At 68.5% G+C, this 21075-nt stretch carries 21 protein-coding genes; 14 read left to right on the forward strand and 7 right to left on the reverse strand.

Features of this window, described 5'->3' with window-relative positions; all coding sequences use genetic code 11:
* The first annotated feature begins 3 nt into the window (after positions 1-3).
* From kdpA to OUA97_RS01045, 6 genes are all read left to right on the forward strand, one after another.
* Positions 4-1713 carry a potassium-transporting ATPase subunit KdpA gene (gene kdpA / locus OUA97_RS01020; RefSeq protein WP_267229860.1) on the forward strand — a complete coding sequence of 570 codons (1710 nt, stop codon included), beginning with the start codon at positions 4-6 and terminating at the stop codon, positions 1711-1713.
* A 20-nt stretch (positions 1714-1733) separates the two neighbouring features.
* Positions 1734-3803, forward strand: coding sequence for a potassium-transporting ATPase subunit KdpB (gene kdpB / locus OUA97_RS01025; protein WP_267229861.1), 2070 nt, complete (start codon positions 1734-1736; stop codon positions 3801-3803).
* A 130-nt stretch (positions 3804-3933) separates the two neighbouring features.
* Positions 3934-4644 (forward strand): TorF family putative porin, encoded by a 711-nt coding sequence (locus OUA97_RS01030; RefSeq protein ID WP_267229862.1) that lies wholly within the window; start codon positions 3934-3936, stop codon positions 4642-4644.
* Positions 4645-4656: 12 nt separating this feature from the next.
* Complete coding sequence (kdpC, locus tag OUA97_RS01035) at positions 4657-5238, forward strand: potassium-transporting ATPase subunit KdpC (RefSeq protein ID WP_267229863.1); 582 nt, start codon at positions 4657-4659, stop codon at positions 5236-5238.
* The gene (locus OUA97_RS01040) at positions 5235-7913 is read left to right on the forward strand and encodes a sensor histidine kinase (protein WP_267229864.1); all 2679 of its coding nucleotides are present in this window, start codon (positions 5235-5237) and stop codon (positions 7911-7913) included. Before kdpC ends, OUA97_RS01040 begins: the two co-directional genes overlap by 4 nt.
* Positions 7910-8599: a response regulator gene (locus tag OUA97_RS01045; protein ID WP_267229865.1), complete on the forward strand. Its 690-nt coding sequence runs from the start codon at positions 7910-7912 to the stop codon at positions 8597-8599. Before OUA97_RS01040 ends, OUA97_RS01045 begins: the two co-directional genes overlap by 4 nt.
* Here OUA97_RS01045 and OUA97_RS01050 read toward each other — a convergent pair.
* Both OUA97_RS01050 and OUA97_RS01055 read right to left on the reverse strand, forming a co-directional pair.
* Positions 8581-9096 carry a YdcF family protein gene (locus tag OUA97_RS01050; protein WP_267229866.1) on the reverse strand — a complete coding sequence of 172 codons (516 nt, stop codon included), beginning with the start codon at positions 9094-9096 and terminating at the stop codon, positions 8581-8583. The genes OUA97_RS01045 and OUA97_RS01050 overlap by 19 nt on opposite strands.
* A 33-nt stretch (positions 9097-9129) precedes the next feature.
* Positions 9130-9453 carry a hypothetical protein gene (locus tag OUA97_RS01055; protein WP_267229867.1) on the reverse strand — a complete coding sequence of 108 codons (324 nt, stop codon included), beginning with the start codon at positions 9451-9453 and terminating at the stop codon, positions 9130-9132.
* Positions 9454-9712: 259 nt separating this feature from the next.
* On the opposite strand from OUA97_RS01055, the gene OUA97_RS01060 reads away from it, so the two are divergent.
* Genes OUA97_RS01060 through OUA97_RS01075 form a run of 4 tightly spaced genes read left to right on the forward strand, consistent with a single transcriptional unit; the run spans position 9713 to position 13199 of the window.
* A complete protein-coding gene (locus OUA97_RS01060; RefSeq protein WP_267229868.1) occupies positions 9713-10828 on the forward strand; it encodes an ABC transporter permease in 1116 nt (371 codons plus the stop codon).
* Complete coding sequence (locus tag OUA97_RS01065; RefSeq protein WP_267229869.1) at positions 10829-11647, forward strand: ABC transporter ATP-binding protein; 819 nt, start codon at positions 10829-10831, stop codon at positions 11645-11647. It begins immediately after the preceding gene.
* Positions 11647-12585: an MlaD family protein gene (locus OUA97_RS01070; RefSeq protein WP_267229870.1), complete on the forward strand. Its 939-nt coding sequence runs from the start codon at positions 11647-11649 to the stop codon at positions 12583-12585. The genes OUA97_RS01065 and OUA97_RS01070 overlap by 1 nt, the downstream gene beginning before the upstream one ends.
* Entirely contained in the window at positions 12582-13199 is a 618-nt protein-coding gene (locus tag OUA97_RS01075; protein ID WP_267229871.1) for an ABC-type transport auxiliary lipoprotein family protein, read from the forward strand. Before OUA97_RS01070 ends, OUA97_RS01075 begins: the two co-directional genes overlap by 4 nt.
* Here OUA97_RS01075 and folD read toward each other — a convergent pair.
* Entirely contained in the window at positions 13196-14092 is an 897-nt protein-coding gene (folD, locus tag OUA97_RS01080) for a bifunctional methylenetetrahydrofolate dehydrogenase/methenyltetrahydrofolate cyclohydrolase FolD (RefSeq protein WP_267229872.1), read from the reverse strand. The two genes, OUA97_RS01075 and folD, sit on opposite strands and share 4 nt — an antisense overlap.
* 78 nt (positions 14093-14170) lie before the next feature.
* Between folD and OUA97_RS01085 the strand changes: the two genes are divergently transcribed.
* Complete coding sequence (locus OUA97_RS01085; protein WP_267229873.1) at positions 14171-14617, forward strand: low affinity iron permease family protein; 447 nt, start codon at positions 14171-14173, stop codon at positions 14615-14617.
* Here the strand turns inward: OUA97_RS01085 and OUA97_RS01090 are convergent.
* Genes OUA97_RS01090 through OUA97_RS01100 form a run of 3 tightly spaced genes read right to left on the reverse strand, consistent with a single transcriptional unit; the run spans position 14614 to position 16664 of the window.
* Complete coding sequence (locus OUA97_RS01090; RefSeq protein WP_267229874.1) at positions 14614-15063, reverse strand: NUDIX domain-containing protein; 450 nt, start codon at positions 15061-15063, stop codon at positions 14614-14616. The genes OUA97_RS01085 and OUA97_RS01090 overlap by 4 nt on opposite strands.
* A 4-nt stretch (positions 15064-15067) precedes the next feature.
* Positions 15068-16072, reverse strand: coding sequence for a S1/P1 Nuclease (locus tag OUA97_RS01095; protein ID WP_267229875.1), 1005 nt, complete (start codon positions 16070-16072; stop codon positions 15068-15070).
* Positions 16073-16082: 10 nt separating this feature from the next.
* Positions 16083-16664 (reverse strand): glutathione S-transferase family protein, encoded by a 582-nt coding sequence (locus OUA97_RS01100; protein ID WP_267229876.1) that lies wholly within the window; start codon positions 16662-16664, stop codon positions 16083-16085.
* A 169-nt stretch (positions 16665-16833) separates the two neighbouring features.
* Between OUA97_RS01100 and OUA97_RS01105 the strand changes: the two genes are divergently transcribed.
* Both OUA97_RS01105 and OUA97_RS01110 read left to right on the forward strand, forming a co-directional pair.
* Positions 16834-17319, forward strand: coding sequence for a 3D domain-containing protein (locus OUA97_RS01105; protein ID WP_267229877.1), 486 nt, complete (start codon positions 16834-16836; stop codon positions 17317-17319).
* 162 nt (positions 17320-17481) lie between these two features.
* Positions 17482-17790: a hypothetical protein gene (locus tag OUA97_RS01110; protein WP_267229878.1), complete on the forward strand. Its 309-nt coding sequence runs from the start codon at positions 17482-17484 to the stop codon at positions 17788-17790.
* A 140-nt stretch (positions 17791-17930) separates the two neighbouring features.
* On the opposite strand, the gene OUA97_RS01115 is transcribed toward OUA97_RS01110, so the two are convergent.
* Entirely contained in the window at positions 17931-20306 is a 2376-nt protein-coding gene (locus OUA97_RS01115) for an arylsulfatase (protein WP_267229879.1), read from the reverse strand.
* Positions 20307-20417: 111 nt separating this feature from the next.
* Here OUA97_RS01115 and OUA97_RS01120 point away from each other — a divergent pair, with 111 nt between their 5' ends.
* Complete coding sequence (locus OUA97_RS01120) at positions 20418-20936, forward strand: AAA family ATPase (protein ID WP_267229880.1); 519 nt, start codon at positions 20418-20420, stop codon at positions 20934-20936.
* The last annotated feature ends 139 nt before the right edge of the window (positions 20937-21075 follow it).

Raw genomic sequence — 21075 nt, forward strand, 5'->3', positions numbered from 1 at the left:
GACATGACTTGGCAAGGATGGGCGGAGATCGCCCTGACGCTGGCCGTGGCCATTGGCCTCGGCTGGCCTATCGGCGTCTATATGTCCCGGGTCTGGAACGGCGAGCGCACCTGGCTCGATCCCGTGCTGCGCCCCGTCGAGCGGCTGGTCTACGCCGGCTGCGGCGTGGACTCCAAGCGGAGCCAGACCTGGTTCGGATACGCCGCCGCTCTGCTGGCCTTCAACGCGGTCGGCTTCTTTCTGGTCTATGCGATCCTGCGGCTGCAGGGCGGCCTGCCGCTGAACCCGCAGGGTTTCGGCGCCCTCTCGGAGCACCTGGCGTTCAACACCGCCGCGAGCTTCGTGACCAACACCAACTGGCAGTCCTATGGCGGCGAAACGACCATGTCGCAGTTCAGCCAGATGGCTGCGCTGACCGTGCAGAACTTCGTCTCGGCGGCCACCGGGGCGACGATCGCCGCGGCTCTGGCGCGCGGCTTCGCCGGCCATCGCGGCGAAGGCGTCGGCAACTTCTGGGCCGACCTGACGCGCACCACGCTCTACGTGCTGCTGCCGGCCTCGATCATCCTGGCGACGACCCTGGTCGCCCTGGGCGTGCCCCAGACCCTGGCCGCCTCGGCGCAGGCCGCGACGCTGGAGGGCGGCGAGCAGAAGTTGTCGCTGTTCGCGGTCGCCAGTCAGCTGGCCATCAAGCAGCTGGGCATCAACGGCGGCGGCGTCTTCAACGTCAATTCCTCCCACCCGTTCGAGAACCCGACCCCGCTGACCAACTTCCTGACGGCGGTGTCGATCAACGTGCTGGGCTGGGCCGCGTTCTTCGCCTTCGGCCGCTCGGCCAAGGCGTTCAAGGACCTGCGGGCGCTGGTCGCGGCCGCAGCGGTGCTGCTCTCGCTCGGCGCGGCCGGCGTCTACCTGGCCGAGACCCAAAGCCCGCCGGCCCTGGTCGCCGCGCATGTCGACGCCAGCGCCAACATGGAAGGTAAGGAGCTCCGCTTCGGCCCGGCCGCCTCGGCCGCTTGGACCGCGCAGACCACCGGCGCCTCGAACGGCTCGGTCAACGCCATGCACGGCAGCTACATGCCGCTGGGCGGCGGGATCGCGATGTTCCTGATGATGCTGGGCGAGATCCTGCCCGGCGGCATCGGCTCGGGCATCGCCATCATGGTGGTGATGGCCCTGCTGTCGGTGTTCATCGCCGGGCTGATGGTCGGCCGCACGCCCGAGTACCTGGGCAAGAAGGTCGAGGCCAAGGAGATCAAGCTCGCCATGCTGGCCGTGCTGATCGTTCCCTTCTCGATGCTCGGCTTCTCGGCGATCGCCGCCGTGCTGCCGGAGGCGCTGAAGGGCCTGCTGAACCAGGGCCCGCACGGTCTGTCGGAGATCCTCTACGCCTACGTCTCGGCCACCGCCAACAACGGCTCGGCCTTCGCGGGCCTGACCGCCAACGCGCCCTGGTGGAACACCACGCTTGGCCTGGCCATGCTGATGGGCCGCTTCGTGCCGATCGTCGCAGTCCTGGCCATCGCCGGCTCCCTGGTCGCCAAGCCCAAGCTTGCCCCGTCGACCGGGACCCTGCCCACCGACAGCGCCCAATTCGTTGGTCTGCTGATCGGGATCATCCTCATCCTCGGCGGCCTGCAGTTCTTCCCTGCCCTCGCCCTCGGCCCGATCGTCGAGCACTTCCAAGTGCTTGGCGCCGTGGCCGGCCGCTGAACTTCGCAAGGCGTCTGAACATGACTGCGTCCTATGCACCGCAGGGAGAGGGCCGTCGCAAGGCCTCGACCCTCGCCACCAGCCTGTCCGGCCCGATGATCGTGCGCGCCGCGCGCGACGCGGTGGTCAAGCTCGACCCCCGCAAACTGACCGGCAATCCGGTGATCTTCGCCACCTGGATCGTCGCGCTCCTGGCCACGGCCTCGACGATCAATGAGATCGCGATGGGCCGCGACTTCGGCTTCGAAATCCAGATCTCCCTCTGGCTCTGGGCCACGGTGCTCTTCGCCAACCTGGCCGAGAGCGTCGCCGAAGGGCGCGGCAAGGCGGCCGCAGACTCGCTGCGCGCCGCCCGCGTCACCACCAAGGCCAAGCTGGTCGTCGATCCTTCGACCGGCACCATCGTCCCCACTCCCGCCCACAAGCTGGGCGTCGGCGAGGTGGTGCTGGTCGAGGCCGGCGACGTGATCCCGGCCGACGGCGAGATCATCGAGGGGGTCGCCTCGGTCAATGAGGCGGCCATCACCGGCGAATCCGCCCCAGTGATCCGCGAGAGCGGCGGCGACCGCTCGGCCGTCACCGGCGGCACCACCGTGGTTTCCGACTGGATCAAGGTGCGGATCACCTCCGAGGCCGGCCAGACCTTCCTCGACCGCATGATCGCCATGGTCGAGGGCGCCGACCGCCGCAAGACGCCCAACGAGATCGCGCTGGCCGTGCTGCTGGCCGGCCTGACCCTGGTGTTCCTGATCGCGGTCGTGACCCTGCTGGGCCTGGGCAAGTTCTCGGGCGTGCAGCTCTCGCCAATGGTGCTGGGCGCGTTGTTCATCACCCTGATCCCGACCACCATCGGGGGGCTGTTGTCGGCCGTGGGCATCGCAGGCATGGACCGCCTGCTGAAGGTCAACGTGCTGGCGACCTCCGGCCGCGCGGTGGAGGCGGCCGGCGATGTCGACACCCTGCTGCTCGACAAGACCGGGACCATCACCTTCGGCAACCGCATGGCCACCGAGGTCGTCGCCGCCCCCGGCGTGCGCGAGGATGCGGCCCTGCGCGCCACCCTGATGGCTTCGCTGGGCGACGAGACGCCCGAGGGCCGCTCCATCGTCGATCTGATCCGCGCCCAGGGGATCGACGTCGAGGCCCCGGACGGTGCGACCATCATCCCGTTCAGCGCCGTGACCCGCCAGTCAGGCCTGGATGTCGGCGGCCGCTCCTGGCGCAAGGGCGCGGTCGACGCGATGATCCGCAGCCTGGACCTGGCCCCGCATCAGGTTCCGGCCGAGCTGACGGCGGCGGTCGACCGCATCGCCCGCTCGGGCGGCACGCCGCTCGCGGTCAGCGAGGACGGCGCCCTGGTCGGCGTCATCCACCTGAAGGACGTCGTGAAGCCCAATGTGAAGGAGCGGTTCGCCGACCTGCGCCGCATGGGCCTGCGCACGGTGATGATCACCGGCGACAATCCGGTCACCGCCGCGGCGATCGCCTCCGAAGCCGGGGTCGACGACTTCCTGGCCGAGGCCACCCCGGAGGACAAGCTGCGGCTGATCCGTGAGGAACAGGCCAAAGGACGGCTGGTGGCCATGTGCGGCGACGGCGCCAACGACGCCCCGGCCCTGGCCCAGTCTGACGTCGGCGTGGCCATGCAGACCGGCGCCCAGGCCGCGCGCGAGGCCGGCAACATGGTCGACCTGGACAGCGACCCGACCAAGGTCATCGAGATCGTCGAGGTGGGCAAGCAGATGCTGATCACCCGCGGCGCCTTGACGACCTTCTCGATCGCCAACGACGTGGCCAAGTACTTCGCGATCATCCCGGCGATGTTCGTGACCGCCCTGCCCGCGCTCGGCGCCCTGAACGTCATGGGACTGTCGAGCCCGCAGAGCGCCATCCTGTCAGCCGTGATCTTCAACGCCCTGATCATCGTGGCGCTGATCCCGCTGGCGCTGCGCGGCGTGCGCTACCAGGCGATCGGAGCGGCCAAGCTGCTGTCGCGCAACCTGCTGCTCTACGGCCTGGGCGGCCTGGTCGCGCCGTTCGTCGGCATCAAGCTGATCGACCTGGCCATCTCCAGCCTCGGCCTCGCGTGATGCTGATACGCGAAACCCTCGTCTCGCTGGGGCTGATCGCCCTGCTGTTCGCCTGCGCCTTCCTCGGCGGGATCGTCTGAGGCTCCCGATGATCAACACCTCCAAGAACACTCTTACCAGGACCTCCCCTATGTCTCTCTTCCGCCTCCGCCGTCACAGCCTCGCCGGCGCCGGCTTCGCCGCGATCTCGCTCTTCGCCGTTCCCGCCTTCGCCGAAGACACCAGCCCGATCGACCTGTCGTTCAACGTCGGCGCCGCGACCGACTACGTGTGGCGCGGTGTCAGCCAGACCGACGAAAGCCCGCAGATCTCGGGCGGCGTCGACGCGACGGTCGGCGGCCTGATCTATGCCGGCGGCTGGCTGTCCAACGTCGATTTCGGCAACGACACCGACTTCGAGCTCGACCTCTATGCCGGCGTTCGGCCGCAGCTCGGGCCGGTCAGCCTCGACCTCGGCGTCATCTACTACGGCTACATCAACGCCCCGACCGGTTCGGACCAGGACTTCATCGAGTTCAAGGTCGCCGGCTCGGTCCCCGTCGGCCCGGCCACCCTCGGCGCCGGCGTCTATTATTCCGACGACTTCTTCGGGGGGACCGGCAAGGCCACCTACTTCGAGCTCAACGGCTCGACGCCGGTCGCCGAGAAAGTCTCCGTCTCAGGCGCCGTCGGCTATCAGGACGTCGACTACGAGGGCGACTACACCACCTGGAACCTCGGCGTCGGCTATGCTCTCACCGACTTCCTCGGTGTCGACCTGCGCTATCACGACACCGACGAGCACGACTTCGGCGATCTCTACGAGAGCCGCGTCGTCCTCGGTCTCAAGGCCGCTTTCTAAGGAGGCGTGACCATGCTTTCCCTTATCCGCCCCGCCATCGTCTCGATGGCCTTCTTCACCCTCCTGCTGGGCCTGGCCTATCCGATGGCGATCACCGGCGTCGGCCAGGCCGCCTTCCCGGACCAGGCCAACGGCAGCCTGGTCGTCGAAGGCGGCAAGGTGGTCGGGTCCGCACTGGTCGGCCAGAACTTCGCCGAACCGCGGTACCTGCACCCGCGCCCCTCGGCCGCCGGGGCGAACGGCTACGACGCCGCCGCCTCGTCCGGCTCGAACCTCGGCCCGCTCAACCCCGACCTCGCCACGCAGGTCGCCGAGCGCGCCGCGGCCCTGCGCACGCAAGGCGTCAACGGGACGATCCCGGCCGACGCGGTGACCGCCTCGGCTTCGGGCCTCGACCCGCACGTCTCGCCGCAATACGCCCTGCTGCAGGCCGATCGCATCGCCAAGGCCCGGGGGGTGGATCCGGGGCTGGTGCGCGCGCTGTTGCAGAGCCATGTGGAAGGGCGCACCTTCGGCGTCCTCGGCCAGCCGAGGGTCAATGTGCTGATGACCAACCTCGCCCTCGACGCCCGCTTCCCGCCCCCGACCCGATGAACATGGACGAACCCCGACGCCCGGACCCGGACGCCCTGCTGGCGGCCACCCAGAGACCCGGGCGAGGACGGCTGAAGGTGTTCCTCGGGATGTCCCCCGGGGTCGGCAAGACCTTCGAGATGCTGCGCGCCGCTCGCCGCCGAAAGGCGGAGGGCGGCGACGTCGTTGTCGGGGTGGTCGAAACCCACGGCCGGAGAGAGACGCAGTCGCTGCTGCGCGGGCTGGAGGTAATGGCCCGCCGTCCGATCGAGTATCGCGAGCGAACGTTGCTCGAGTTCGACCTGGACGCGGCCTTGGATCGGCGTCCGCAGCTGTTGCTGGTCGACGAGTACGCCCATTCCAACGCGCCCGGATCGCGCCACGCCAAGCGCTGGCAGGACGTCGAGGAGCTGCTGGCCGCGGGGATCGACGTCTGGACGACGCTGAACGTCCAGCACCTGGAGAGCCTGCGCGAGGTGGTCTGGAAGATCACCGGCATCCGCCAACGCGAAACGGTCCCCGACAGCGCCCTGTCGCGCGCCGACGAGATCGAGCTGATCGATATCACGCCATCCGAGCTGCGGGAGCGGATGGCCGAGGGCAAGGTCTATATCGGCGACACCGCGCAGCTGGCCGCCGAGCGGTTCTTCAAACCCGAGAACCTGACCGCCCTGCGCGAACTGGCGCTCCGCCGCGCCGCCCAGACGGTCGACGACCAGCTGATCGGGGCGATGAAGGCCGCCGGCGTCGAGGGCCCGTGGGCCGCCGGCGAGCGGATCCTCGTACTGATCGGCCCGGACGGGGCGGCCGGAGGGCTGGTGCGGACCGGCCGGCGGCTGTCGGACATGATGATGGACGCGCCGTGGATCGTGGCCCACGTCGAGCGGCCGAACGCCCCGCCCGCCCCCGCCGGCGGCCAGGCGCGGCTGAACGAAGCGCTGAAGCTGGGCGAACAGCTCGGCGCGGCCACGGTGGTGCTGACCGGGGACGACCTGGTGGCCAGCGTGCTCGACTACGCCCGGCGCAACAACGTCACCCAGATCGTGGTCGGCAAGTCCGGCCATCGCCGCCGCAACCCGTTCCGCCGTTCGCTGATCCAGGCCTTGTTGAACGAGGCGCAGGGCGCGGCCCTGCACGTGGTCACCGAGCACGGCGAACCCGATCCGGCCCCGGTGCGCCATTCGACGCCGCTGCGCGCGTGGCCATGGGCCGGGCACGCCGGGGCCGTCGGCCTCGTCGTCCTCGCCGCACTGCTGGCCAGCGTTACGTTCCAGGTCGCCGAGACCGCCAACCTGGCGATGATCTTCATGCTGAGCGTGCTGGTCAGCGGCCTGGCGTTCGGGCTCTGGCCGGCGCTGACCGCTGCGGCGCTGAGCGCCTTCATCTACAATTTCTTTTTCCTGGAGCCGCGGCTGACGGTGCGGATCGGTCATCCCGCCGACGTGCTCACCTTCGGGGTGTTCTTCGCGGTCGCCCTGACCACCGGCTGGCTGACCGGCCGCATCCGCGATCAGGCCCGGGCGGTGGCGCAGCGGGCCTCGGCGATCTCGGCGCTGCTCGCCGCCAGCCGCCGCCTCTCCTCGGCCGCAAAGCAGGACGCCGCGGCCCAGGCCCTGGCCGAGCAGTTGGCCGCCGCCACCAGCGGCGCGGCGGTGGTGCTGACCCCCGAGCGCGACGACCTGGCGCTGACCGCCGCCTCGCCCGGCCTGGACGCCCTGGCGCCGGGCGATATGGCCGCGGCGCGCTGGGCCTGGGAAAAGGGCGAGCCGGCCGGAGCCGGCACCGGCACCTTGCCCAACTCCGCCTGGAGCTTCCGGCCGCTGCAGGGCGTCAAGGCCCGCGCCGGCGTCGCCGGGGTCGAGCCGCGCGCCCTGGCCGCCGAAGACAACGAACGCTTCGTGGCCGCCCTGCTCGACCAGGGCGCGGTCGCCCTGGAGCGCGCCGAGTTCGCCGCCCAGGCCGCCGACGCCGAGGCGCTGCGCCGCACCGACCGCCTGCGCGGGGCGCTGCTGAACTCGGTCAGCCACGACCTGCGCACGCCGCTGTCGACGGTGCTGGGCTCGGTCACGACGCTGCTGGATTACGGAAAGTCGTTGAAACCCAATGTCCAGCGCGATCTTCTTCAGTCAATCCGCGAGGAAGCCGAGCGGCTGAACCGCTATGTCGGCGACCTGCTGGACATGACCCGGCTGGAAGGCGGCGCGCTGGTCACCCGCCGCGAGTGGGTCGATATCCGCGACGTCCTGCGCGCGGCGGTCGAACGCGTGCAGCGGCGGCTGGACAAGCGCAGCGTGGCGCGCGACTTCCCCGACCAGCTGTCGATGGTCAAGGCCGACGCATCACTGCTGGAGCAGGCCCTGGTGAACATCCTCGAGAACGCGATCGCCTACAGCCCCGACGGCTCGGCGATCGAGGTCGCCGCCTATGAGGACCGCGGCAACGTTGTAGTTTCCATCGAGGACGAGGGGCGCGGCATCCCCACCGAGGAGCTGGAACGGGTGTTCGAGAAGTTCCGACGGATGGAAGAAGCCACCGACCGCGGCAAGGGCGCGGGCCTGGGCCTGGCGATCTCGAAGGGCTTCGTCGAAGCGATGGGCGGGCGAATCGCCGCCGCCAGCCCGATCCACGACGGCCGCGGAACGCGCATCCTGATCAGCCTGCCCAAGGAGCACGTCATGCCGGGGCACATGCTGTGAGCGCAAGCCGCCCGCGTATCCTGGTCATCGACGACGAGCCGCAGATCCACCGGTTCCTGCAGCCGGCGCTGGAGGCGGCCGGCTATGAGCCCGTGCGCGCCGACACCGCCGCCGACGGCCTGAAGGAAATCGCCCGCAAGGCGCCCGACGCGGTGGTGCTGGACCTCGGCCTGCCCGACTTCGACGGCAAGGAAGCGCTGACCCGCGCACGCGCCTTTTACGATGGTCCGATCATCGTGCTCTCGGCCCGCGACAAGGAGACCGAGAAGATCGACACCCTCGACATGGGGGCCGACGACTATGTGGAAAAGCCTTTTGGAGTCGGGGAGTTGCTGGCGCGGCTTCGTGTCGCTCTGCGCCACCGGCTGAAGTCGACCGGGGCCGAGCCGGTGGTGACGGCCGGCGACCTGACCGTCGACCTGGTCAAGCGGCTGGTGACCCGTGGAGGCCACGCCGTCCGTCTCTCGCCGAAGGAGTACGACCTGCTCGCGCAGCTGGTCTCCGGCGGCGGCAAGGTGATCACCCACCGCCAGCTGCTGACCGCCGTCTGGGGGCCGGCCCATGAGGCCGACGTCCAGTATCTGCGGGTGTTCGTCGCCCAGCTGCGCCAGAAGGTCGAGCCTGACCCGGCCGCCCCGACCCTGATCACCACCGAGCCTGGGGTCGGCTATCGCTGGACCGGCTGAAGCGTGCCGCGCTTGGTCAGGGCCAGCACTCCGTCATAGGGGATCGCCGGGATCTCGCGCACCCGCATCCGCCACCACGCGCCCCAGCCCATCTGGCGCGGGCCGGCCGGCACCGAGCCGTCGGCGCTGGCGACGCCGAGCGCGGCGAAGCACAGTCGCGTGCGCGGGGTGTGATAGCTGTCGGTGCAGACGATTACGCCAGGCGCCCCACGCGCACGGACATACTTCGCGGCGGCGACGACGGTCTGCAAGGTGTCGAGGCTGTCCTCGTCCAGCACCAGCCGCTCGGCCACCAGCCCCATGGCGGTCAGCCGCTCAGCCATGATCGAGGCCTCGGACGGCCCGTAGCGGCCGACCCCGCCGGAACAGAAGACCAGGCTGGCGGGATGCGCCTCGGCCAACCGAAAGCCGCCCTTGATGCGGCGGATCAAGGCGGGGCTGGCCTGACCGTCCGGGCGGACGGCGGCGCCGAGGATGACGATGAGAGGATCGGACACGGGCCGGAGAATGGCGACGGCCGCGCCCCGACGCTAGGCCCCCGCGTTCATCGGCGGGCGGTATTCCTCAAGAAGATCTTCCTGCTCGGCCAGGCGCACGGCGCTGCGCACGTTGAGACGGGTCAGCACGTCGGCATCGTCGCCATAGGTGTCGCGCGCATAGGCCAACTGCTCGCGCCAGGCGATCCGCGCCAGACTATCGGTCTCGCCGACGAACAGGATGTCGATCCCGCGATCGGCCGGCTTGCAGATGACGTAGTTCGCGCCGGCCGGCGGCAGAACGCGATCCTCCTCCAGGGCCGAATACCGGTAAAGGGCGCCGGACTTACCGGCGATTTCGACGTGACGACGGGTCAACCCACGCTCCCGACCTATAGGCGCTTAATCAGGGGACGGACCGAGCCGCCCCGGCCCCCTTAGGGCCTGCGACTTGGGCGAAATCTTGGCCGCCGCCTGCGACCTAGGATCACCTTGTCGCGAGACGCGTTCGATAGGCTGGCGCCACGGAACAACCTTCGCCATAAGGCGTTCGGCGTGTTGAGGCGGCTCTGCTAGGTTCAAGCTTGAGGCGTTTCGACTCAAGCGGACGCTAGCTGACGAGGCCCGACGCGAGCCGATGGAACGACCCGCCGATTTCAGCGTGATGGAGACCGATGGCGGCCGCCGGGCGGTGCTGTCGGGCGACTGGACGGCGACGGCGGCCGGCGACGCGGTGAGCCGTCTGGTGGCCGCCGTGCGCGGCGAGGCGCTCTCCGGGATCGACCTGACCAGCGTCCGCCGGCTCGACACCGCGGGGGCCTACGGCATCCTGCGCGCCGTCGCCGACCACCCCGCCGCCGACCACATCGACGCCCGCCCCGAGACCCATCGGCTGCTGGAACTGGTCGCCGCTGCGGCCCGCAACAAGCCGGCCAAGCGCCAGGAGCCGCGCGGCTTCTACGAGCTGGCGATCCGCACCGGGCGCGGGGTGTTCAACCTCGGCGCCGAAATCTTCGAGACCATGGCGTTCGTCGGCCACCTGCTGGTGGTCGTCGGCCGCACGATCGCCAATCCGGGGCGCATTCGCTGGGCCGCCTGCGTGTCGCTGGCCGAGCGGGCGGGGCTGGACGCGATCCCGATCGTCACCCTGACCTCGTTCTTCATCGGCGCCGTCGTCGGGCTGCTGGGCGCCAACATGCTGCGCCAGTTCGGGGCCGAGGTGTTCGCCGTCGAGCTGATCGGCATCGCCGTGTTCCGCGAGTTCAACATCCTGATCACCGCCATCCTGCTGGCGGGTCGCTCGGCCTCGGCCTTCGCCGCCGAGATCGGATCGATGAAGATGAACCAGGAGGTCGACGCCATGAAGGTGATGGGCGTCGATCCGTTCGAGGCGCTGGTCTTTCCGCGCTTCGCCGCCCTGCTGACGATCATTCCGCTGCTGACGTTCGTGGCGACGATATCGGGGCTGGTCGGCGGCCTGTTGGTGACCTGGACGGTGCTCGACCTCGGCCCCTCGTTCTTCCTGCAGCGGATCCTGGACAATGTCGGGCCGACGCATTTCTGGATCGGCCTGTCGAAGGCGCCGATCATGGCCGCAGTGATCGCGGGCATCGGCTGCCGCCAGGGCATGGAGGTCGGCGGCGACGTGGAGTCGCTGGGCCGCCGCGTCACCGCCGCAGTCGTGCACGCGATTTTCGCCATCATTCTGATCGATGCCGTCTTTGCGCTGATCTACATGCAGTTGGATGTCTAAGTGGCGGATTTAGCCGATCAATCCCTGCTCGACGACGACGCCCCGGCCATCGAGGTGCGCGGCCTGCGCTCGCAATTCGGCGACCACGTGGTGCACGACAACCTCGACCTGACCGTCGAGCGCGGCGAGGTGCTGGGCGTGGTCGGCGGGTCGGGCACCGGCAAGTCGGTGCTGCTCAACTCGATCATCGGCCTGCGGCAGCCAGACGCCGGCACGGTCAAGGTGCTGGGCCAGGACATCCAGCGCACCAGCCGCCGCCGCTGGTCGGAGATCGAGAGCTGCTGGGGCGTGCTGTTCCAGCAGGGGGCGCTGTTCTCGAACCTGACCGTGCGCGAGAACGTCGCCGCACCGATGTACGAGCACACCAAGCTGCCCCGCCGCGTGGTGCACGAGTTGGCCGATCTGAAGATCGCGCTGGTCGGCCTGCGCCCCGGCGCCGGCGACCTGAAGCCGGCCGAGTTGTCCGGCGGCATGCGCAAGCGCGCGGGCCTGGCCCGAGCGCTGGCCCTGGACCCGCAGCTGCTGTTCCTCGACGAACCGACCGCGGGCCTGGACCCGATCGGCGCCGGCGCCTTCGACGAGCTGATCCGCGACCTGTCCGACAGCCTCGACCTGACGGTGTTCATGATCACGCACGACCTCGATACGCTCTACTCGATAACCGACCGTGTGGCCGTCCTGGCCGACAAGCACGTGGTCGAGGTGGCGCCCGTCGCCGAGCTTGAGCGTTCACAGCATCCGTGGATCCAAGAGTACTTCCTTGGACCGCGCGGCCGCGCGGCGGCCGTTGCGGCCCATAGAGCCGGGAAACCAGCCTGATGGAAAAAGACGCCAACTACGCCCTGGTGGGCTTTTCGACCCTGCTGCTGGTGACCGGCCTGCTGATCTTCGTGGTCTGGCTGGCGCGGCTGAGCTTCGCCCAGGACTACGATGTCTATGACATCATCTTCCAAGGACCGGTCCGCGGCCTGAGCCAGGGCGGCGAGGTGCATTTCAACGGCATCAAGGTCGGCGAGGTGACGAAGATCCAGCTCGACCCGGCCGATCCGAACCGGGTCATCGCCCGGGCGCGCGTCACCTCCGACGTGCCGATCCGCGTCGACTCCTACGCCACGCTGGAGCCGCAGGGCATCACCGGCATCAACTACGTGCAGATCACCGCAGGGACCCCGGCCAAGCGGCTGCTGAAAGACACCGTCGATCCCGGCAAGGTGCCCAAGCTGCGGACCCAGCGCAGCGCGCTGTCTGACCTGCTGGAAGGCGGCGGCACGGTGCTGACCCGCACGGTCGAGGCGCTGGACCGCGTCAACCGCGTGCTGTCCGACCAGAACATCAAGAAGTTCGGCGACGCGGTCGAGGACGCTCAGGCCGTCACCGCCGAACTGCGCGAACGCAAGGCGCTGATCGCCGACGCCCAGAAGGCGCTGCAGAACATCGACGCCGCCGCCGTCCAGATCGCCGAGCTCAGCAAGTCGAGCCAGGCGCTGGTCGACGGCGAAGGTAAGCGGACCCTGGCCAACCTGGCCGACGCCGCCGGCGAGGCGCAGGTGGCGGCCAAGGACATCCGCACCATGGTCGGGCGTCTGGACGGCCCGACCAACGACTTCGCCACCAACGGATTGCCGCAACTCACCTCGGCCATCCAGTCCCTGCAACAGACCGCCGATTCCCTGGATCGGCTGATCCGCGACGTCGAAGCCAACCCCCGCGGCCTGGTCGGCAAGTCCCCGGCCCAGGAGGTCAAGGTCAAGCCATGAACGCCCTGAAGCGCACCCTCTCCGTCCTAGGCCTCACGGCCATGGCGATCGCCCTCGCCGGCTGCATCACCCTGCTGCCCGACGAAAAGCCGGCCCAGCTCTACCGCTTCGACGGCGGCGTTCAGCCGGCCGCGGCAAGCCAGGGCGCGCCGTTCGCCGTGGCGCGGCTGGGCGGCTCCTTCGTGCAGGCGGCCGCCAACGACCGCATGCTGACCATCACCGGGAGCCGGGCGGCCTATATCGCCGACTCGCGATGGGTATCGCCGGCCTCGGTGCTGTTCAACGAGGCGCTGTCGCGGGCCTTCAACGCCGACGCCGGTCCGGCGCGGCTGCTGACCCGCGGCGATTTCAGCAAGGCCGACTACGTGCTGCGCGTGGACGTGACCGAGTTCGAAGCGGTCTATGATCAGGGGGCCCGGGCCGCGCCCGAGGTTTCGGTGTCGTTGCGCGCGACCCTGAGCGGCGCTGACCGCCAGTTGGCCGGCTCGAAGACCTTCGAGGTCCGCGTGCGGGCCACCGACAACCGCGTTTCGGCGATCGTCGCAGCCTATGACCAGGCGGTTGGCCAGGCGCTGGGCGAATTGGTCGCCTGGACCAACAACCGAGGGGTTTAGGCCTCGAGCCCGGCGATGCGCTTGGCGGCGGTCACGGTGTTCTGCAGCAGGCACGCCACCGTCATCAGGCCGACGCCGCCGGGCACCGGAGTGATGTGGCCGGCCACCGCGAGGGCTTCCTTGTAGGCCACGTCGCCGACCAGCTTGGTCTTGCCCTCGGCGGCCTTGACCGGATCGCGGAACGGCACGCGGTTGATGCCGACATCGATCACCGTGGCGCCCGGCTTGATCCAGTCGGCCTTGACCATCTGCGGGCGGCCTACGGCGGCCACCAGGATGTCGGCTTCACGGCAGACAGCGGCCAGGTCTTGGGTGCGCGAATGGGCGATGGTCACCGTGCAGTCGGCGGCCAGCAGCAGCTGCGCCACCGGCTTGCCGACCAGCACCGAGCGGCCGATCACGACGGCGCGCTTGCCGGTCAGGTCGCCCAGCGTCTCGCGGAGCAAAATCATGCAGCCGAGCGGCGTGCAGGGCACCAGCGAGGGCAACCCTTGGGCCAGCCGGCCGGCGTTGACGACGTGCAGGCCGTCGACGTCCTTGGCCGGGTCGATGGTCTCGATGACCGCCTTTTCGTCCAGGCCCTTGGGCAGCGGCAGCTGCACCAGGATGCCGTGGATCGCCGGATCGCCGTTGAGCTGGCGCACCAGGGCCAGCAGATCGTCCTGGCTGACGTCGGCCGGCAGGCGATGGGTGACCGAGTGCATGCCGGCGGCCTTGGAGTGCTCGCCCTTGGAGCGGACATAGACCTGGCTGGCGGGATCCTCGCCAACCAGCACCACCGCCAGACCCGGCTGCAGGCCGTGCTGAGCCTTGAGCGCAGCCACCTCCTGCGCCACCTCGGCGCGCAGGCGCTCGGCCGTGATCTTGCCGTCGATGATCTGGGCCTGGGACATGCGCTCTCCTGGGGGTCGGAACTGGCGCAGCCAGTACCCGTTCAGCCTGCGCCGCGCAATGCGGCGGGACCTCCAGACATGAGCGGCAAAGTCACCCACGTCTTCACCCAGTTCGCCACCGACGTCTCGCGATTGACCGGGCGCCCGCTGGCGTTCGTCGTCTGTTGCGCCCTTGTTGCCCTATGGGCGATCAGCGGGCCGCTGTTTGGTTTTTCGGACACCTGGCAGCTGGTGATCAACACCGCCACGACCATCGTGACCTTCCTCATGGTGTTCCTGATCCAGAACACCCAGAACCGGGACAATAGCGCCCTGCACGCCAAGCTTGACGAGCTGATCCGCGTGTCGAAGGCGCATAACTCTTTCATCGGCATAGAGAATTTGCCTGACAAGGACCTCGAGAAGATCCTCAGCGAACTCGACGAAGCCTCGACCCGAGTGCGGCAGGAAGCCGGCGCCCCGAGCCACCGACGCCAGCACAAGACCAAGGCGGCGCCTCGCCGCCCCGCCCGCAAGCGCACCTAGCGGCGCATCCAGGCGGCCACCGCCCAGGCGTGTGAATCGTGGCGCAAGGCGGCGATCGCCTCCAGCGGGGACAGCCACACAAGCATATGATCTTCTTCGATTTTCAACGCCGCATCCTCGGCGACGAGATCGAGGACGAAGAAGGCGCTGCGGTTGTTCCAGGCCTCCCCCTCGGTGTTGACGAAGAACTGGTCTGCCATGGCGTAGGGCTCGCGGACGGCGACCTTCAGGCCGGCCTCCTCGCCGAACTCGCGCACCACGCCCTGCTCGGGACTCTCGCCTGGATCGACCCCGCCGCCGGGCAGGTCGATCCAGGCCGCACCGTCAGGTTTTACGATCCGCACCACAGCAACCTGCCCGTCGCGTTCGAGGATCCCGAACGCCGCCGGGCGGTCGGCATACGTCCGTCCAGCCCTCCGATCGCCGAACTGAGGCGCGACCCGCACCGGCTCAGTCCTTGCCGTACAGGGAATCGAACGGATCGGCCTTACCCGCCAGCACGTCGTCGACGCGCAGCACCGGCCAACCGACGGTCGCCTTTTCGCTGCCGCGCCAGGCCGAAACGATCATGTCGCGCAGCTCCGAAGCCCCGACCGCCAGGCGGCCGGCGGCGAACTCCACGCCCCTGCGGTCGCCGGCCGCCAGCCCGCCGGCCTTCTCCAGCTCATAGAGCGGGATCACGTAGGCGCTTGTATCGGTGAGATAATCCACGGTCCGCGCCTCGATCGAGCAGTCGCACGCTTTCAGCGGCTGCATGCGTATCGCCACATCGGCAGGTTTAACGTTCGCGAAGACGAACTCGCTCTCGAACGGGCCGTGGATGCGGGCGCTCGTGTAGCCCTTGGGGTTCGGGTACTCGCCCCAGCCGTTGTAGTGCACGGTGACGTGCAGCGGCTGGGCGCCGTCGCCGACGAAGTGCGAGAGGTCGCCGATGGTCTGGAGGATCTGGGCCTCGCGGCGCATCAGGTCGCGCTTGTACCAGGCCTTGCGCACCGGGTTCTTCTCGCGCGCGGCCATGTGGGTCAGCACCCGCCAATAGCCGAAGTCCTTGGTCAGCTGCTGGTGGCGGTCGACGATCGAATACGGGAGATAGCCCGCCTTCCAGCTGTCGAGGCCGGCGGCCTGCAGGCCCTTTTCGTAGTCGGCGCGGTTGGCGGGCAGCGGCTTGAACGACGGACCGCCGAGCAGCTTGCCCTCCTCGTCGAGGTCGAGGAAGTGGCCGGCGTCGCGGTTGTGGTCGTGGATGCGGCCCGCCCCCTTGGAGCGGTCCTGCTCACGCGAGAGCTCGCCGATGTCGCGCACCGCCGCCGGCGTGCGCAGGAAGGCCGGAACCTCGGCGGGCAGCGCGCGGGCCGCCGCCTCGCCGACCATCCGATGCCCCATCGCGCCCCAGGCGTGGGCCTGGGCGGGCAGGATACAGAGCGCGGCGACGGCGGCGAGCAGCTGAGCTTTCATGCGATTCCGTTTAGGCGATCTTGAGCGCGGCCTCCACCCGCTTCACCCAGGCCTGGACGCGCGGGTAGCGAGCGAGATCAAAGCCGCCCTCGTGGGCGACGCGGGTGTAGGCGACGAGTGCGACGTCCGCGAGACTGGGAACTTCGCCGACCAGGAACGACGAGGCCGCCAGGCCGTCTTCCAGCCGCTGCAGTGCGCCGTTGCCGCGTTCCACCAGCCGGGCTTCGAGCTCGGAGACCGGCTTGCCGGCATAGCGGACCTGGAAGCGGGCCACGGCGACGTAGGGCTCGTGGCTGTATTGCTCCCAGAACATCCATTCGAGCATCCGCGCGCGGTCGTAGGCGTCGGCGGGGATCAGATCCGAGCCTTCAGCCAGGTGGACGATGATCGCGTTGGACTGGGCCAGCGGACGCCCGTCGCCCAGCACCACCAGCGGCACCTGGCCGGCCGGATTGAGCGCCAGAAACTGAGCCGTGCGCGACTCGCCGCGCAGGATGTCGGTCTCGATCCACTCGTATTTGCGGCCAAGATAGTCGGCCACCCACTTCACCTTCAGGCAGTTGCCCGAGATGGAATCGCCATAGATGCGCATGCCTCAACCCCTTGCTTCCCAAGGGGTTGATAGCCTCCCGCGGGCTACGGTCAAAGCGCTCGTGGCGATATGTCGCGAGGCGGCGTCGTTCACGTGGGGTTGATCTCTCGCTCGGAGTCCGGGTACGAAGGCCGCCGCTGCCAAGATCAACGACGAAGGAGCCGCCGTCATGCGACGTCGCCTCGCCGCCCTTGCCGCCCTCCCCTTCTTCTTTGGGCTGACGCAAAGCGCACAAGCTGCGCCTCAATCGGACCCGCTCGGGGACCTGATCGTTTCGGCCCTGACCGGCGCTCTGCCGGGCACCCCGGACTTCCGGATGAAGGCCACCCTCTATCACGCCGGCGCCAAGGGCGTGGGCAGCCTGGACTCGCTCGGCTGCAAGGTGGTCGCGATGCGCACCGTGGCCGTCGACACCAAGCTGATTCCGCGCCGCACCCGCCTGTTCATCAAGGAAACCGTCGGCCTGCCGATGCCCGACGGCTCCAAGCACGACGGCTTCTGGTACGCCTCCGACACCGGCGGCGCGATCAAGGGCGAAAAGATCGACCTGTTCACCGGCCATGGCTCGTCGTCGATGCGCCCGCTGATGGCGCTGAACCTGGCCAAGCTGACCGTCGCCAAGGCCGGCGAATTCAAGGGCTGCCCGCCCGCCTGACGGGCCCGCCGCCAGGGCGGCGACAGGCCGCATGGCCCGACCTCTCACGCTGTTGAATGATGCTTCGAGGGTGCTGGAACTTCCCAGCGCCTCGAGCATTTCAGCGTCCCTACCGCCGGGCGCGCCTCGGCGTGCACGGCGGCTGCCAAAGGCCCGTGTAACTTGTCCGATATCCGCGCGGGCGATCTCGTCGAGTGCATCGACGACACGCCCAGCCGTCCCGAGAGCCAGATCATGCCTGACCTCGGGGCGCTCTACACCGTCACTCGCATCCGCGCCGTCGGCGACGGCGCCAGCGTCCGGCTCAAGGAGCTGACGCCCAGCTGCCATCTCGGCGGCGTCTGCGCCTGCGGCGACTGCGGCTGGGACGCCGGCCGCTTCCGCAAGGTCTATCGCCCGAACGGCGAGTTCATCGCCTCGCTGTTCTGCGACGTGCCCGACGCGGTCGAGGCGCCCGAGCTGGTCGACTAGAGCCCTTCCCACTCACGATGATCATCGTGAGTGGGTAAGAAGGGCTCTAACTCAAAGAATCGACCCTGTTCATCCCGACCGGCTTGATTCAAGCCGACCGGGACAGGGTCTAGAGGTCGGCCAGCCTGGGCCCTGCCCTGCTATTGCCGGGCCATGGCGGCCTTGAGGTAGGCCTCCGCCGTGACCTTCTTGTCGGCGTCGCTCATCTCGTCGCCTGAGACGTCGATCAGCGCTTTCTTCACAACGCCGGTGAAGCGGAACGGCGAGGGATACTCGTCGTCCATGATCGGGGAGCCGGCATCGGCGCCGATGCACACCCCTGCCGCCAGGCCCAGCGACATCGGGATGGTGACCGGCAGGTCGCCCTTGCCGACGCTCTTGCCGTCGACATAAAGCGTGATCGTCGCTGGAACGCCCTTGCCCTTGGCCAGGTCCGGCTTGCCGGTCGGCTTGAACTCGAAGCTGAAAACGTGGTCGCCCTCGGGGACGGCGCTGTCGGCGATCACCTTGTAACGGGCGTCGGCGCAGTAGTTGTAGCCATAGGTCAGCTTGCCGTCCTTGACGTAGAACACGAACCCGCCGTCGCAGCCGCCCATCGAGAACAGCGCGCCTTCCGCCCCCCCTTTGGGCACCGAAGCGTGAACCGAGATCGAATGCGTGACATTGACCAGGGTGGGCGCGGCCATCAGGGGCACCGTCTGGGTGCCCGGATAGTAGCGGTACTTTTTGCGCCGAGGAGCGACCTGCGGCCGCTCGTCGGCGAAGCGCAGGGTGCCGCGACTGTCGATCGGCAGGACATTGTACTTGCCCGCTTCGACATACCACATGCCGATCATGGCGATCAGGCGGTCGCGCTCCTTAGCCGCGAGGTCGTTGGTCTCGGCGAAGTCGGATGTGAGATCATAGATTTCCCAGCCCTTCGCATCGAGTTCGGTCAGCTTGTCGTAGGTGATCGGAGCGCCGAACCCGAGGCCCGATTCCACGAACGATTGGCCTGGCCACGGGCACACGGCTCGCCAGCCGTCGTGATAGAGCGAGCGGTGCCCGAACATCTCGAAGTACTGGGTGATGTGCATGGCCGGCGCCTTGGCGTCGTCGAACGACGACTTCAGGCTGAACCCCTGGATCGGCGACTGGGTGACGCCCTTGATAGACGCCGGTGGCGTGATCCCGAGGCAGTCCAGAACCGTCGGCACCATGTCGATCGCGTGGGCGTACTGGCTGCGGATTTCACCCTTGGCCTTGATACCCTTGGGCCAGGCCACGATGAACGGATCGGCCGTGCCGCCACGGTAGGTTTCGCGCTTCCACCGCCGGAAGGGGGTATTGCCCGCGTGGGTCCAGCCCCAGGCGTAGTGGTTGAAGTACTTCGGCCCGCCGAGGTCGTCGATGGCGGCCAGATTCTGCTCCAGGTTCTCCGGGACGTTGTTGAAGAACTTGCCTTCGTTGACCGATCCGGTCGGTCCGCCCTCAGCGCTGGCGCCGTTGTCGGAGATCACCATGATCAGGGTGTTCTCGTACTCGCCCATCTCCTTCAGGAAGGCGATCAACTCGCCGATGTGATGGTCGGTGTGTTCCAGATAGCCGGCGAACACCTCCATCATCCGCGCATAGAGCCGGCGCTCGTCAGCGGGCAGCTTGCTCCAGTCCTGCACGTCGGGATCGTGACGCGACAGCACGGTGTCCTTGGGGATGATCCCGAGTTTCTTTTGCTGGGCGAAGGTCTTTTCGCGATAGGCGTCCCAGCCGTCGTCGAACTTGCCCTTGTACTTGTCGGCCCATTCCTTGGGGACGTGATGCGGCGCGTGCATGGCGCCGGTGCAGAAGTACATGAAGAACGGTTTGTCCGGGGCGACCTGCTTGGCGTCGGCGATCATCGCCTTGGCCTTGGCGACGAGGTCCGGGGTCAGGTGATAGCCCTGCTCCGGCGTGGTTTCGGGTTCGGTCTGCGAGTTGTCGCGGACGAGTTCGGGGTAGTACTGGTGGGTGTCGCCGCCCAGGAAGCCATAGTAGCGCTCGAACCCGCGGCCGAGCGGCCAACGATCATAGGGCCCGGCCGCAGAGGCCGTCTCCGCCGGCGTCAGGTGCCATTTGCCCAGGGCGTAGGTGTTGTACCCGTTCTGGAGCAGGATCTCGGACAGGAAGCCGTTTTCCATCGGGATCTGGCCATTGGCCCCGGGATAACCCTCCGACCCTTCAGTGATGCAGGCCATGGCGTTGGAGTGGTGGTTGCGGCCGGTGATCATGCACGAGCGCGACGGCGAGCAGAGCGCGGTCGTGTGCATGTTGTTGAAGCGCAATCCATCGGCGGCCAGCGCGTCCAAGTTGGGTGTCTTGATTGGGCTCCCGAAGCACCCGAGATGCCCGAATCCGGTGTCATCGAGCACGATGAAGAGGACGTTCGGCGCGCCGGGTTTGGCCTGCGGCGTCGCCGGCCAGGCCGGCTTGGAGACGTCGAAGGTCCGGCCGATCACGCCGGGAAAGGCCTGGCCTGGTTCATACTCGGTAAGCGGCATCTGGGTTCCTCCCTAGGGGTTGAAGGCACCCTGCCCCTGCGCGTCGCCCGCCCGCCATCAGGTGTTCCCCGCAATGCCTTCGCCATAGCCCCCCACATCCCGAGAGACCCCATGAACAAACCCAACTTCTTCTTGATCTCCGGCGGGCCCGGGGTCGGCAAGACCACCCTGCTGGAGGAATTGCGCCGCCGCGGCGAGCGGGTTGTCGAGGAGACCCATCGCAGGATCATCCGCGAAGGACGCGCAGAGAGCGGCAGCCTGCGGCTGGGAACGCTGGCCGCGCGGGAGGACATCGCCAGGTTCGAGGCGATGGGCGAGGTGCAGGAGCGGGTCTTCTTCGATCGCGGGGTCGTCGATAGCCTGACGCCCCAGGCGCCGCGCTGGATGTGGGCGGCCGCCAAACGCCTGCGCTACAACGACCTGGTCTTCACGCCTCCACCCTGGCCAGAGATCTACACGCAGGACGAGGAGCGCAGGCAGACCTTCGAGGATTGCCTGGCGACGCACGAGACGATGAGGCGGCAGTTGCTGGATCTGGGCTACACGCCGGTCACGGTTCCGCCGGCTTCGGTGGAGGCCCGCGCGGCGTTCGTGCTGGAGGTCACGGCCAGCCTGGGCTTCGGGGCGTAGACCGGCACAAACACCACAACCCCGCAGCGTTCTGTATCGGCGGTCGGTGGGGAACCGAACGGCCCTTGACCCATTGGGATTGGCTGTATCCTTTGGGTTGTATTCAGCGACCATCGTCGCTGGCGACTGTGGGACGGCA

The organism is Phenylobacterium sp. 58.2.17, assembly GCF_026411515.1.
Taxonomy (GTDB): Bacteria; Pseudomonadota; Alphaproteobacteria; order Caulobacterales; family Caulobacteraceae; genus Phenylobacterium.

Bases quoted from the DNA above. Each gene is read 5' to 3' on its own strand.
- kdpA (WP_267229860.1), top strand. From the start codon at position 4: ATGACTTGGCAAGGATGGGCGGAGATCGCCCTGACGCTGGCCGTGGCC.
- kdpB (WP_267229861.1), top strand. From the start codon at position 1,734: ATGACTGCGTCCTATGCACCGCAGGGAGAGGGCCGTCGCAAGGCCTCG.
- OUA97_RS01030 (WP_267229862.1), top strand. From the start codon at position 3,934: ATGTCTCTCTTCCGCCTCCGCCGTCACAGCCTCGCCGGCGCCGGCTTC.
- kdpC (WP_267229863.1), top strand. From the start codon at position 4,657: ATGCTTTCCCTTATCCGCCCCGCCATCGTCTCGATGGCCTTCTTCACC.
- OUA97_RS01040 (WP_267229864.1), top strand. From the start codon at position 5,235: ATGAACATGGACGAACCCCGACGCCCGGACCCGGACGCCCTGCTGGCG.
- OUA97_RS01060 (WP_267229868.1), top strand. From the start codon at position 9,713: ATGGAACGACCCGCCGATTTCAGCGTGATGGAGACCGATGGCGGCCGC.
- OUA97_RS01070 (WP_267229870.1), top strand. From the start codon at position 11,647: ATGGAAAAAGACGCCAACTACGCCCTGGTGGGCTTTTCGACCCTGCTG.
- OUA97_RS01075 (WP_267229871.1), top strand. From the start codon at position 12,582: ATGAACGCCCTGAAGCGCACCCTCTCCGTCCTAGGCCTCACGGCCATG.
- folD (WP_267229872.1), bottom strand. From the start codon at position 14,092: ATGTCCCAGGCCCAGATCATCGACGGCAAGATCACGGCCGAGCGCCTG.
- OUA97_RS01085 (WP_267229873.1), top strand. From the start codon at position 14,171: ATGAGCGGCAAAGTCACCCACGTCTTCACCCAGTTCGCCACCGACGTC.
- OUA97_RS01095 (WP_267229875.1), bottom strand. From the start codon at position 16,072: ATGAAAGCTCAGCTGCTCGCCGCCGTCGCCGCGCTCTGTATCCTGCCC.
- OUA97_RS01100 (WP_267229876.1), bottom strand. From the start codon at position 16,664: ATGCGCATCTATGGCGATTCCATCTCGGGCAACTGCCTGAAGGTGAAG.
- OUA97_RS01105 (WP_267229877.1), top strand. From the start codon at position 16,834: ATGCGACGTCGCCTCGCCGCCCTTGCCGCCCTCCCCTTCTTCTTTGGG.
- OUA97_RS01115 (WP_267229879.1), bottom strand. From the start codon at position 20,306: ATGCCGCTTACCGAGTATGAACCAGGCCAGGCCTTTCCCGGCGTGATC.
- OUA97_RS01120 (WP_267229880.1), top strand. From the start codon at position 20,418: ATGAACAAACCCAACTTCTTCTTGATCTCCGGCGGGCCCGGGGTCGGC.